The following is a 12,835-nucleotide window of genomic DNA, read 5'->3' as shown; positions in this document are numbered from 1 at the left end:
CTCCCCTTTCAACCATGAAAAATTACTCAGCTGAATTAGCCCACTTCGCGGCAAACTTATCTGCTCAAGCAATTCCTGCCAGCGTCATGAATCGCGCCGAGGATTTATTGGTTGATTGGTTTGGTTCAGTAATCGCCGGAAAAGGTGCTAAGCCAGTAGAAATCATCGCGCAATTTTCCCAACAAATGGGGCCCCATTTCAGTCATTCCCAAACTAATCTTGCAGGTACTGCAGAAATACTCTTGACGCGTCAACCCTCTAGTCCCTACTTAGCAGCCATGGCTAATGCTGCGGCTTCACATGTGGCCGAGCAAGATGATGTGCATAACGGCTCAGTTTTTCATCCCGCCACCATAGTCTTTCCGGCAGCGCTAGCCTGTGCTCAGGCCTTAGGTCGGTCAGGCGAAGAATTGTTAGTGGCGGCAGTAGCAGGTTATGAAGTCGGCATTCGGGTGGGAGAATTTTTAGGTCGATCGCACTATAAAGTCTTTCACACTACGGGCACTGCTGGCACCCTCGCCGCGGCAGCAACAGTAGGTCGCTTACTCAATCTCTCTACTGCGCAAATGCTGCATGCCTTTGGCTCTGCAGGAACCCAATCGGCTGGTTTATGGGAATTTTTACGCGATGCTGCAGATTCAAAACAATTACATACCGCGCATGCCGCAGCGGCAGGCCTCATGTCTGCCTATCTAGCCCAAGCCGGCTTTACTGGAGCGCAACATATTTTGGAAGGGCCGCAAGGTTTGGCGGCAGGCATGTCGAGCGATGCCGATCCCAAAAAATTATTAGATGGCCTCGGACAACGGTGGGCCTTAGCAGAGACCAGCTTTAAATATCATGCCTCGTGTCGCCATACGCACCCTGCGGCTGATGCCCTTCTTCAGGTCATGCAGAGGTATCAACTGCAAGCGAGTGATATTCAGCGCATTGAAGCATTGGTGCATCAAGGTGCCATTGATGTTCTCGGACTTGTAATTGATCCAAGCTCAGTCCACCAATCCAAATTTTCAATGGGCACAGTCTTAGCTTTAGCGGCTTACTATCAATTTTTAGGCTTATCTGAATTTGCCACCCACTATCACGATGAGGCCATTTGTAATTTACGTGATCGTGTAACCATGATTTTAGATGACGAGGTTGATCAAGCTTACCCCCAACGTTGGATTGGCAAAGTCAAAGTCTTTTTGACCGATGGTCGATGCCTTGAGGGGCGCGTCGATGAACCCAAAGGCGATCCTGGCAATACCCTTAGTCGCCCCGAAATAACCGCAAAAGCCATGCGCTTAGCACAATTTAGTGGCGGGGCAAGTGCAGATGAAATGACTGCAGCGATCGAAGCCCTTTGGCACATTCGTAGTTGTCATAAAATAGGTTTTTTATTAAAGCCCCGTGATCATGAGCCCTCTTGAAACTTCGCTCGCCTTTTGTACCAACTTTTTGTTTGTCCCAGGTACTAGGTCTGATCGCTTTCTTAAAGCCCTTAATAGCGGGGCTAGTGGCGTCATTATTGATCTCGAAGATGCAGTTGGTCCAAATGATAAAGAAACTGCGCGAACCCAATTACGGGAAGCTTGGGGCACGTTTAGCACGGCTCAAAAAAAACAGCTGGTCATCCGTATTAATGCCCCAGGAACAAAATATTATGGTGCCGATTTATCCCTGGCACAGGAAATCTATGCGCCCTGTTTACTAATTCCAAAAAGTGAATCGCTCGACCAAATTAATGGTGTTGCGCAAATTTTACCCAACACTGCCATTATTCCAATGATAGAAACTGCGCTCGGCCTTGATCGACTCAAAGAAATTGCCAATGCCCAACAAGTTTTACGTTTAGCTTTGGGTAATTTAGATTTACAAGCTGATTTAGGAATGGTGTGTGATGAGCAAGAAAGTGAACTACTCACTGCCCGTTTCCAATTAGTCTTTCAATCACGGGTGGCCGAAATTGCACCCCCAATTGATGGCGTAACAACTAGCACGACCGATGAAAACAGGATTAGCGCTGACGCTGCCCGGGCTAAACGCATGGGCTTTGGCGGTAAATTATGTATTCACCCTAAACAAATTGGCTTAGTACGCCAAGCCTTTGACCCTAGTAGTGCCGAAATTGAGTGGGCTAAACGGGTTATAAAAGCGGACTATGAATCCCACGGAGGAGCTGTCAAATTGGATGGGCGCATGATCGATCGGCCAGTCGTAATATTGGCGCAAAGAACCCTCAATCAAGCCAAATAGCCCTTATTTTGGCGCTAAATTGCTGGTAAACACCTATCTTTTCAAATCATTGCTAGTGGCAGAATAAAAGAGCTATCTATCGGAGACTTCCCCAATGAAATTACTAAAAATGCGCCACCATTTTGCGATACCAGTCTTTTCTCTACTTTTAGGTATTAGCGCCCTATCATGCCTAAGCTTGGCCTACGCCCAAAGCAAAGCCGATGAAAAATTTCCTACTCGGCCCATTAGCTTAATCGTCCCCTTTGCGGCAGGTGGGCCAACGGATATTGTGGCGCGCCTAATTGCAGTGCCAATGGGTAAGTCACTGGGCGAAACCATCATCGTTGAAAATGTCTTGGGGGCTGGCGGTACGGTTGCTGCTAATAAAGTCGCCAAAGCTAAACCGGATGGCTATACCTTATTTATTTATCACATCGGCATGGCTACTGCGCCTGCTCTAAATGATAAATTAGCGTATGACCCAATGAAAGATTTCGAATACATCGGTCAAGTAGTCGATGTACCCATGGTGCTATTAGCACGTAAAGATTTCCCTCCTAATAATCTCAAAGAACTCATTGCTTATTTGAAAAAGAATGAGAAAAAAGTCACCATGGCTAATGCTGGCCCAGGAGCAGTTTCACAATTATGTGGCTTAGTCTTTATGGATGCAATTGGTGTAAAACTCACAACCATTCCTTATAAAGGTACTGGCCCCGCATTCAACGATCTTTTGGGAGGGCAAGTGGATTTATTATGTGATCAAACTACCCAAACCTTACCGTTTATTAAATCCGATAAAGTCAAAACCTATGGGGTCACCACACCAAAACGGTTACCCAGCATACCCAATATCCCTACTTTAGATGAGTCAGGATTAAAAGGCTTTGATGTCAAAGTGTGGCACGGTATCTATGCACCTAAGGGCACGCCTGCGCCCGTACTAAAAAAACTCAATACGGCTTTGAAGGCGGCTTTAAGTGACCCCACCATTAAAGCGCGCATGGATGAATCGAGTATCGATATTGTGCCAATGGCAAAAGTATCTGAGCAGGGCCTAAAAGATCACCTTGAGAAAGAGATCAATCGCTGGGGCCCACTGATTCGGAAAGCCAATATTCCTGATTAAGCTTCATCTGTAAATCCCTTTATTGGGTTTGGCCGGTAGTAGTTAATTGCCAAACTCAATAAAGCCCAAAGGCACAAAAAGGGGTCGATTAAGTAGTCCCATAAATTGCTCGACTCATGCCATTGAAATGCCCACGCTGCTAAAGCCAGTGCGATTGCCAATACCAAGCCATAGCTACGCGCCCACCAAACAATTAAGGCTACTAGTAGCACAGCCAGCAAAAAAATCCACGACCCATATCCCCATGCATACGGGTCAAACATACTTAAACCTAGGGCGAGTGGATAAAAAACCAGTGCGATAAAAACTAAGCCTAATTTGAACTGCAGCGGTAGCAATAATTTCTCGCGCAAGAAAAAACTAGCCCATAATAAAAAGAGTGTAAGCACACTCAAATCACCAACCATACCCCGTACATATGCAACTAAAGGTAACTCGAGGGGAGCGCCTAAATAATTCCAATACTCGCTGGGCAAAAATAAAGTCCCGGTTAAGCCACAAAGCAATAAGCTACGCATGAGTAATGAGAAACTTTGCGCAAAAATCAACTCACTAAACCAAAGTAAAATGATTGAACAAGTGATGGCCATTTCTAACAAAGCGAGTAATTGCTGTCCTGACAATGCGGTAATGGTATTGATAAGTGTGCTCATGATGGGCTGAGGTCACTCCGCCGATTTTTAAGCCACTCTGCAGGCAGCTGTAAGTGACGAATTTTTTTTCTATCCCAGGTGTAAACCAAATGCGCATCGCCATTGCTGGTCACAGTTAAAAATGGATAGGAAAATTCGCGGCGTTCGGCTTCAGGTAATTTGCTATCGTCTTCAAGCACAGAAATTAAGCGCCAAGAAGAATATCGAGTCTCTTGCGGAGTCGCCATCAATAAGACTAAGCGATGCCGACCCACTGCCAAATCATTTAATACCAATAATCTAGTGCCATCGGGTAATTGCACTCCGGCAATCGCAGAATTGGGATTAGGCAACAGCAGGTCACTAGCCTGCTCCCACCAATAACCAGCGGAATGGGTCATACTAATTGGAATTTGGGCTGGCCCAATGCTACGCGCTTGTCGAAAAAAAGCTGTAGCTTGTTCGGTCGACTCAATAAAAACAAGCGGCTGTAGGCTTGTTCTTCCCGAGCTCATACGACGCTTATCAATGACTCGGTGCGCATCAAGACGCAGGAACTCACCAAACTTACCCAGCAATTCATGATAAGAAGGTAAGCCTAAACGACCATCAGCAAAACGGATGGCAGATGATTTCACTAAAGAACTGAGGTTTAAGAAAGGCGAAGTAATTAAGCGGTTTGGCCGCTCCCAATTAATACCTTCATCATTAGATACGATCGTGCTAATTGAACTACCAGCCCAACCACCCACAGATACTGTGACAAAAAATAGTCGTAAGCGTCCATCGGTATCCCATGCTGGAACTGGGTTACCCAATTTAGCGATATAACGCGATAGCCCTTTTTCGGCAGTAACGCGATCCATTACTACGGTTGGCTCACTCCAATGACCCGTTTTGGTATTGAGCATCGAAGAAAGAATCACTACATCAGCCGCCCCCTCACGGCTTCCAGCAAACCAAAATGCCCTTAAATTACCATCACTTAATGGAATTAAAGATGCTGCGTGCACAGAGGCTGCCATTGAGCTAGCAACCCAAGCACCAGTCTGCTGAGGATCAAACGCGTTCCACATTAGATTCGCAGCTACATTACTAGGCGTTTTTTCTCTGACTGCTGCCCCAACATCAAACAAGGGTGGCCTAAACTCAGACCAAACTGGTAAGCCATTCAGATAAAAAATGGCATAAGCAGCAGCAAGCAATAAAGCCGTTAAACTAAAAATTCGCTTCATCGACAAGCTTCCTTTAGTCGCAGGCTAGTTGATAAATCAACAGCAGGTGCGGCAATCAGGTATTCGTTCAAAAATAAATTTTGGTTAATTTGACCTAACAGAATCGCCAAAATTTCATCCTCGCTTTGCCGTGCGCGCATTTCACTACGCTGTCCAATAATTTTACAACCCTCGCACAAAACCAATTGTTCTGCAGGTGATGAATGCACGGCAAATAAAGGATATTGGCTGCTGAGCTTAGCTATATTGTGGGCTGCATCTTGTTGATAGCCATGAATTCGAGCGCCAGGCATAAGCAAGCGATATTCTTCATCTTTAGCCCGATAATCACACGGTACCCATACATCTTGATTCTCGATTGCTGCAATTGTTGTCGGACTATAACGCCCTAATTGCGACTCTAATGGCCCAAGGCTGCTAGCTAGCAAGGTGCAAGCAATAAAACTGCTCACTAAAGCGCTTAGTTTAGTTGCCTCCCGGCGCCAGAGCCCGATTAACACAGTGCCTAACGCGGCAGCCAATAGAACCCAATGCCAAAAAGCAAACGGCCATGATAAATTCCACCCAAACCAAACGAATGCCAGCACTATCAAGAGCTCAAGCAGTAAGGCAAGTTGAAATCCCCAGAGCGGCAAACGATTCCAATGTATAGCAATGAGGGCAGCAACAGCTGGCATGACCGGCAATAAATATCGACCGGAGCGTTGACTTGGCAAACTAAAAATTAAGAGGAAAGTAAGGATGAGTAACCAGAGGAGCACTTCTTCCATGCTGCTACGATGGCGCTCGCGCCAACTTTGCGCCAAGGTAGAAAGCAAAACAAAAATAAATAAACCCGTGTTCGCGAGGAAAGCCACTAGTAGCATCCATAGGCTATCTCCACCCCATAGCAAATCCTGTAGATAGGCAAAATTACGTATCTCAAATTTACCCGCATTTTCGCCGACCACGAATTCACGCCAAACTGCTGCCGGCTCTGGATCAATTACAAACCATAAAGAAAAAATTGCTAGCGCTAGAATGCCAATGCCGATGATCTTTAAGCCATCGCTACGCATGACTTGAGTAATAGAACGATGTCGAAAACGCCAATACCAAAGGCTTATAGCAAGGCATACCGGTACAACATAGGCAAATGACTTATAAAGAAAAGCAATGCCAAAACACCCCGCTGCGCAAAATGGAAAAAGCCATTTTGATTCAAACGCTGCGCGACCCCAATACAACAAAGCAAAGAACGGTAAGGTAAGCCAAAAGACTTCGGGTGGATCGGTGAGAAAGGGGCGCCCATATCGATAGCTCGCAAAAAAACTGAGCCAAATGAAGGCTGCCAAACAGCCAGTACGCCAGTCGCGGGTAAAGCGCCGCACCGCTAGGAATAGAAAAAATGCGGTAAGGCCAGTATATAAGACACTCGGCCAGCGCAAATTCCATAAAGACCAATGATTACCCCAGCCCGCTGTGGCGATGCCTTGCCAAAATAATAAGGGGGGCTTAGTATTTTGCATCCCCTCTAGGGCCGATTGCAGTGGCAACCAGGTCTGCGCTTCTGCAGTCATACGCGTAATATGCATATACACATATTCGTCACCATTTTTGGGGGCAAAGCGACTATCTAAGCCAAAAAGGTAGGTGAAAATAGCCAGAGCCAGTATCAGCCAAGCTACTCGAATCGATATTTGTCCCCGCATCCCCCTAGTTTATCTAGTTATCGCTTGTGCCTCTTTTTAAGCGGTTGTCATACCCGCAAAATACCCCTAGTAAGAGTCCAAATAACAACGAATAGGACTCAATTAAGGGGAAACTGCGTTCTATTAGCAGTTTTTGGCCGAATCGTTTAGCATCATCAATGCCCAATATAAATTCAACCAGGCACCATGAAAGGAGTCTTCATGCAATCCGATACACCACGTGAGGTTTCAAAGCTAGAACGCAATTTTGAGCGCTGGTCGATTCCGTTTGGCAACCTACTGGTCTCTATTTTTCATCGGCTGGCTTTATTTGCTATTGGTATGGCTACGGTTTGGTCAGCGGGAGACGCCTTTATTGCCATGTTCCAAAAAGGCTTTGCCACTGTTGGTGAACTCATTTTGCTATTTATCTATCTAGAAATTGGCGCCATGATTGGGGTTTACTTTAAAACCAACCGGATGCCAGTTCGCTTTCTCATAGCCGTGGCAATAACGGCAGTGACCCGTTTGATCATCGATATAGTTAGCACTAATCATGAAGCTAATCTGCAGATATTAATTATGGCGGGAGCGATTTTATTATTAGCTTTTTCCAGCGCAATCATTCAATACTCTTCAACTACATTTCCTGATAAAGTCGACCCTAGTTAAAGCATGCAATTACTCCGTAAGTCAAACGAACGTGGTTATGCAGATCATGGTTGGCTAAAAAGTTTTCACTCTTTTTCTTTTGCGGGGTATCACGATCCCCGCTTTATGGGCTGGGGCAATTTAAGGGTGATTAACGAAGATTGGGTGGCAGCTGGCAAAGGTTTCGGTAAACACGCTCATCGGAACATGGAAATTATTACGTATGTACTCGAGGGTGTGCTTGCACATGAAGATAGCATGGGTAATGTCGAAGGCATTCCACCAGGTGACGTACAACGGATGAGTGCAGGCACAGGAGTAACCCACAGCGAGTTTAATCATGCGCACGATACCACCACCCACCTCTTACAAATTTGGCTTGAGCCAAGTACAGCAGAAATTACCCCTAGTTATGAGCAAAAAACGATTCCCACCTTAGAAAAAGAGGGTCAGCTGCGCTTAATTGCTTCGCCTAATGGTGCTCATAATTCAGTAGTTATGACGGCTGACGCCAAACTCTATGCTGGTTTATTTTCTGGTGCGCAAACTGCTGATCTCAAACTTAATCCTCAGCGTAAAGCTTATGTACATTTAGTTCGGGGAACATTAATGGTTAATGAACAGCTTCTACAGGCAGGTGATGCCTTACTCATTGCCGAGGAAGAACATCTCCACCTTAGGCAGGGGCAGGCTGCGGAAGTGCTAGTGTTTGATCTGGCACCTTAAAAATTATCTGTAAAATCAAACCATGAAATTTCAGGACTATTACGAAACGCTTGGTGTTGCCCGCACCGCAACTCAAGATGAGATTAAACAATCCTACCGTAAACTGGCGCGCAAATACCATCCTGATGTAAGCAAAGAAGCAGGCGCCGAAGAGCGCTTCAAGCAAGTTGGTGAAGCCTTTGCGGTACTCAAAGACCCAGAAAAACGGGCGGCCTACGATCAAATGGGCAGCCAATGGAAAAGCGGTCAAGACTTTACTCCGCCACCCGATTGGAATTCAGGCTTTGAATTCAACGATGGCAACTATGGTGGTGACCAAAGTGAATTTTTTGAATCCTTATTTGGGCGACAAGCACGAGGAGGTCAACGTCAACAAAGACGTAGTGCCAATATGAACTTTAAAGGCCAAGATCATCACGCCAAAATTATGATTGATCTCAACGATGCCTTTCAGGGTGCTAAGCGCAGCATTAGTCTGCAAATGCCTACTTATGATCAGAATGGTAATTTAGTCGCACAGGAACGCAAACTTGATGTCACTATTCCCAAAGGTATTCGCGCTGGGCAAAGTCTTCGCTTAGCGGGGCAAGGTGGGCCAGGCATGGGTGAAGGTGGAGCTGGCGATCTCTACTTAGAAATTGCTTTTCATCCTCATCCGCTTTATCGCGTTGATGGCCGCGATATCTATATGGATTTACCGCTTACGCCATGGGAAGCTGCGCTGGGCGCTAGCGTCACCGTACCCACTCCTGATGGTCCAGTAGCGATGAATATTCCCGCCAACTCGAGTGGTGGTCGTAAACTCCGCCTCAAAGGTCGCGGCATTCCTGGTAAAGAAGCGGGTGATCTTTATGCCGTGCTCACCATTACTTTGCCGCCAGCAGATAGCGAAGCCCATAAAGAGGCCTATAGTAATTTTGCCAAAGCATTTGACTTTAACCCACGTGCGTAGAAAAAGGGGAAGATGCCATGATTCAGACTAATATCACTATTTTTCAAACCAGTGTGGTCGAAGAAGAAGTACACATGACCATTGTGGAATTATGCCAAGCAGCAAGCACGCCTGCAGATCAAATTATGTCTTGGGTTGCTGAGGGCGTTTTAAGTCCAGCAGGCTCTAGTCCGCAAGATTGGCGTTTTAGTGGCAACTCCCTCCGTCGTGCTCGCTTAGCCGCTTCGCTTACTAAAGACCTAGAACTCAATACCCCAGGAGTTGCCTTGGCGCTCGATTTATTAGAAGAAATTGCCGAGTTGCGCGCGCGTATGCTACGCAGTAATTTACTTTGATAAGGCTTTCTTTTTTGCCATGGATGGTGCGGCAGTTTTGCTCGCCAAAATAGCATCAGCACGGGCTTTCTGAATCTTCCAATCCTCATAACCACCCTCGTACTCGCGCCAAAAGCCTTCGCCTTCGTTCGCAATAATGCTGGTGACTACGTTGTCTAAAAAATAGCGATCATGGCTGACAAGAAAAACTGTACCTTGGTAATCTTGTAATAATTGTTCCAATAAATCTAAAGTATCAATATCTAAATCATTCGTTGGCTCATCTAACACCAATACATTGGCAGGTCGAGCAAATAAGCGCGCCAATAATAAGCGATTCCGCTCGCCGCCCGAAAGTGTACTCACGGGTGAGTTCGTTCTTTCGGGGGAAAATAGGAAGTCATTCAAATAGCTCTTGACATGTTTGCGATTACCGTTAATTTCTACCCATTCACTTCCAGGGCTAATGTAATCTTCCAGTGAAGCATTCAGATCAAGGGCTTCACGCATTTGATCAAAATAGGCTACTTCAATTCGGGTTCCCATTGTTACCGTTCCAGAGTCTGGCGTAATTTCTCCTAAAATTAACTTGAGTAAGGTTGTTTTACCAGAACCATTAGGGCCCAGTAAGCCCACTTTATCGCCGCGTAAAATCGTCGCAGTAAAATTACTCACAATCGGCCGCTCATAGGCTTTAGAAACAAATTGCAGATCGGCGACAATTTTGCCACTGCGCTCACCTGCCGATACCGCTAGCTTCACTTGGCCCATCGCATCACGACGTTCTGCCCTACTTGCGCGCAATTTTTCCAGACGCACAATGCGGCTAATGCTCCGAGTTCTGCGCGCCTCAACCCCTTTGCGAATCCACACTTCTTCTTGGGCTAATAACTTATCTGCCCGCGCATTAGCAAGCGATTCAGACGATAACTCATCTTCTTTCAGTTTTTCATAAGCCGTGAAGTTGCCAGGATAAGTACGAATAATGCCTCGATCGAGTTCAATAATTTGGGTACAAACGGCATCCAAAAAAGCCCGATCATGTGTCACTAACAAAATGGCGCCATTAAAATCGTTTAATAAACTTTCCAGCCAGCTAATGGAATCTAAATCTAAATGGTTGGTAGGTTCATCCAAAAGCAAAACATCGGGCATGGCCACTAAGGCTTGTGCTAAAGCAACCCGCTTTTTATTCCCGCCCGATAAAGTCGCAATTTGTGCCTCGGGATCTAAATGCAAGCGATCCAGAGTTTCATATACCCGTTGCTCCCAATTCCAACCACTAATAGCTTCAAGCTTCGATTGCAATTCATCAAGGCGGTGATGTGCTGCATCATCCCATTCGCCTACACTCAATTCTTCGTACTCTGCACGCAAGGCCTTGGCGATAGCCACGCCTTCTGAAACAACAGTAAACACTGATTCATGAGCTTCAAAAATAGGTTCTTGAGCAACATAAGCCATGCGTAGACCTTGTTGATATTGCAAGGTACCATCATCAAGCTTCTCTAGGCCAGCTAGAATTTTTAGTAAGGATGATTTGCCAGTGCCATTGCGGCCAATTAATCCTACGCGCTCTCCTACTTCTAAGGAAAAAGCGGTGTTTGCTAGTAAGTCCACATGGCCAAAAGCCAGTTTTGCATCAGTGAGTACGATTAAAGCCATGGCGCATTATCGTCGGTTTACCAAATCCAGCGCTAAAGCTTCGGCAACCCGAATACCATCTACTCCAGCGGATAAGATTCCGCCAGCATAACCAGCCCCCTCCCCTGCAGGATATAAGCCCTTGATGTTCACACTTTGATAGTTAGTGCCACGCGTAATACGTAGAGGAGCTGAAGTCCGCGTTTCAACGCCAGTCAGAACAGCATCGGCCATGGCAAAGCCTTTAATTTGCTTTTCAAATGCCGGAATTGCTTCCCGAATTGCTTCGATTGCATAGACTGGCAAACTCGTCGATAGATCAGTGAGATGAACACCCGGCTGATAGGACGGCAAAACAGCGCCGAACTCTTTAGATGGTCTTGCAGCTAAAAAATCGCCTACCAACTGGCCCGGTGCCTCATAAGTCGAGCCACCCAGAGCATAAGCCTGAGACTCTAGAGTGCGTTGAAATTCTATCCCCGCTAAGGGGTGGACTGGCCCAGAACCTGATGCGTTAGCTGGTAAAAAATCAGTGGGAGTAATTCCAACGACGATGCCGGCATTGGCATTGCGCTCATTACGTGAGTATTGACTCATACCATTCGTAACAACACAGTGAGGCTCTGAAGCGGCAGCCACCACCATGCCGCCTGGGCACATACAAAAACTATAAACCGAGCGCCCATTTTTGGCATGGTGAACTAATTTGTAATCAGCAGCACCAATTAAAGGATGACCAAGATGCGAACCTAAGCGGGCACGATCAATGACAGACTGTGGGTGTTCAATACGAAACCCCACCGAGAATGCCTTAGCCTCCATAAACACTCCTGCTTCATACAATACCTTGAAGGTATCGCGAGCACTATGACCTAAAGCTAAGATAACATGATTTGCTAATAGCTCCTCACCGCCTTCTAATTGCACTGCCTGAATCGCCTGAGCTTCGATACGAAAGCCCACAACTTTGCTTACAAAACGAATTTCGCCGCCTAAGCGAATGATTTCTTGGCGCATTTTTTCCACTACACCCACTAAGCGGAAGGTACCAATATGAGGTTTAGCCACATATAAAATTTCTGCAGGCGCGCCAGCTCTCACAAACTCTTGCAACACTTTGCGCCCGTAAAATTGAGGGTCTTTAATTTGGCTATATAGCTTTCCATCTGAAAAGGTTCCTGCACCCCCTTCGCCAAATTGCACATTCGATTCCGGATTTAAACGATTTTTCCGCCATAAACTCCAGGTATCCTGAGTGCGCTCGCGAACTGGCTTCCCGCGCTCAAGGACAATGGGCTTAAAGCCCATTTGCGCCAAAACTAGTGCGGCAAAAATACCGCAGGGCCCAAAACCAATGACTACCGGGCGCTCAGTATTAGCTGCTGAAGCCTGCGTTACAAAGTGGTAACTGGTATCGGGTGTTAGTCGAATCTGCTGATCACCCTTAAAGGTCTTTAAGATTATCTGCTCATCACCCACCGCAACATCAACGGTATAGATAAATGCAAGGTCAACATTTTTGCGGGCGTCATAACTACGTTTAAAAATGGAGAATTCGGGCACCTCAAATGCATGCAGTTTAAGCCGTTGAATAATTTTCTTAACCAGATCCTCGGGGGAATGGTCAATAGGCAGGCGCAGTTCAGTAATTCGAATCATTAG

Annotated in this window: 12 protein-coding genes; 7 read left to right on the top strand and 5 right to left on the bottom strand. The window is 46.1% G+C overall.

Features of this window, described 5'->3' with window-relative positions:
• The first annotated feature begins 14 nt into the window (after nucleotides 1-14).
• The 3 genes from LZG75_RS09580 (at nucleotide 15) to LZG75_RS09570 (ending at nucleotide 3,349) form a co-directional block, all read left to right on the top strand.
• On the top strand, nucleotides 15-1,412 hold the full coding sequence (locus tag LZG75_RS09580) for an MmgE/PrpD family protein (protein ID WP_233937334.1): 1,398 nt from the start codon (nucleotides 15-17) through the stop codon (nucleotides 1,410-1,412).
• Nucleotides 1,399-2,238, top strand: a complete 840-nt coding sequence (locus tag LZG75_RS09575; RefSeq protein WP_233937333.1) for a CoA ester lyase — start codon at nucleotides 1,399-1,401, stop codon at nucleotides 2,236-2,238. Before LZG75_RS09580 ends, LZG75_RS09575 begins: the two co-directional genes overlap by 14 nt.
• A 94-nt stretch (nucleotides 2,239-2,332) precedes the next feature.
• The gene (locus tag LZG75_RS09570) at nucleotides 2,333-3,349 is read left to right on the top strand and encodes a tripartite tricarboxylate transporter substrate-binding protein (RefSeq protein ID WP_233937332.1); all 1,017 of its coding nucleotides are present in this window, start codon (nucleotides 2,333-2,335) and stop codon (nucleotides 3,347-3,349) included.
• Here LZG75_RS09570 and LZG75_RS09565 read toward each other — a convergent pair.
• From LZG75_RS09565 to LZG75_RS09555, 3 genes are read right to left on the bottom strand one after another with little or no spacing between them, the layout of a single operon-like run.
• Nucleotides 3,346-4,002, bottom strand: a complete 657-nt coding sequence (locus LZG75_RS09565) for a hypothetical protein (RefSeq protein WP_233937331.1) — start codon at nucleotides 4,000-4,002, stop codon at nucleotides 3,346-3,348. The two genes, LZG75_RS09570 and LZG75_RS09565, sit on opposite strands and share 4 nt — an antisense overlap.
• On the bottom strand, nucleotides 3,999-5,216 hold the full coding sequence (locus tag LZG75_RS09560) for an exo-alpha-sialidase (protein WP_233924285.1): 1,218 nt from the start codon (nucleotides 5,214-5,216) through the stop codon (nucleotides 3,999-4,001). The genes LZG75_RS09565 and LZG75_RS09560 overlap by 4 nt, the downstream gene beginning before the upstream one ends.
• Entirely contained in the window at nucleotides 5,213-6,907 is a 1,695-nt protein-coding gene (locus tag LZG75_RS09555) for a glycosyltransferase family 39 protein (RefSeq protein ID WP_233924284.1), read from the bottom strand. The genes LZG75_RS09560 and LZG75_RS09555 overlap by 4 nt, the downstream gene beginning before the upstream one ends.
• Nucleotides 6,908-7,108: 201 nt before the next feature.
• Here LZG75_RS09555 and LZG75_RS09550 point away from each other — a divergent pair, with 201 nt between their 5' ends.
• From LZG75_RS09550 to LZG75_RS09535, 4 genes are read left to right on the top strand one after another with little or no spacing between them, the layout of a single operon-like run.
• Nucleotides 7,109-7,558, top strand: coding sequence for a phosphate-starvation-inducible protein PsiE (locus LZG75_RS09550; RefSeq protein ID WP_233924283.1), 450 nt, complete (start codon nucleotides 7,109-7,111; stop codon nucleotides 7,556-7,558).
• Nucleotides 7,559-7,561: 3 nt separating this feature from the next.
• On the top strand, nucleotides 7,562-8,263 hold the full coding sequence (locus LZG75_RS09545; protein WP_233937330.1) for a pirin family protein: 702 nt from the start codon (nucleotides 7,562-7,564) through the stop codon (nucleotides 8,261-8,263).
• 22 nt (nucleotides 8,264-8,285) lie between these two features.
• Nucleotides 8,286-9,215 carry a DnaJ C-terminal domain-containing protein gene (locus LZG75_RS09540; protein WP_233924281.1) on the top strand — a complete coding sequence of 310 codons (930 nt, stop codon included), beginning with the start codon at nucleotides 8,286-8,288 and terminating at the stop codon, nucleotides 9,213-9,215.
• 17 nt (nucleotides 9,216-9,232) lie between these two features.
• On the top strand, nucleotides 9,233-9,550 hold the full coding sequence (locus tag LZG75_RS09535; RefSeq protein ID WP_233924280.1) for a chaperone modulator CbpM: 318 nt from the start codon (nucleotides 9,233-9,235) through the stop codon (nucleotides 9,548-9,550).
• On the opposite strand, the gene LZG75_RS09530 is transcribed toward LZG75_RS09535, so the two are convergent.
• Complete coding sequence (locus LZG75_RS09530) at nucleotides 9,542-11,194, bottom strand: ABC-F family ATP-binding cassette domain-containing protein (protein ID WP_233937329.1); 1,653 nt, start codon at nucleotides 11,192-11,194, stop codon at nucleotides 9,542-9,544. The genes LZG75_RS09535 and LZG75_RS09530 overlap by 9 nt on opposite strands.
• Before the next feature lie 6 nt (nucleotides 11,195-11,200).
• The gene (locus tag LZG75_RS09525; RefSeq protein ID WP_233924278.1) at nucleotides 11,201-12,832 is read right to left on the bottom strand and encodes an NAD(P)/FAD-dependent oxidoreductase; all 1,632 of its coding nucleotides are present in this window, start codon (nucleotides 12,830-12,832) and stop codon (nucleotides 11,201-11,203) included.
• Between the last annotated feature and the right edge of the window lie 3 nt (nucleotides 12,833-12,835).

The sequence above is a fragment of the Polynucleobacter sp. IMCC30063 genome (genome assembly GCF_021395235.1).
Classification (GTDB): Bacteria; Pseudomonadota; Gammaproteobacteria; order Burkholderiales; family Burkholderiaceae; genus Polynucleobacter.
This window is presented reverse-complemented; position numbering and strand designations above follow the sequence as displayed.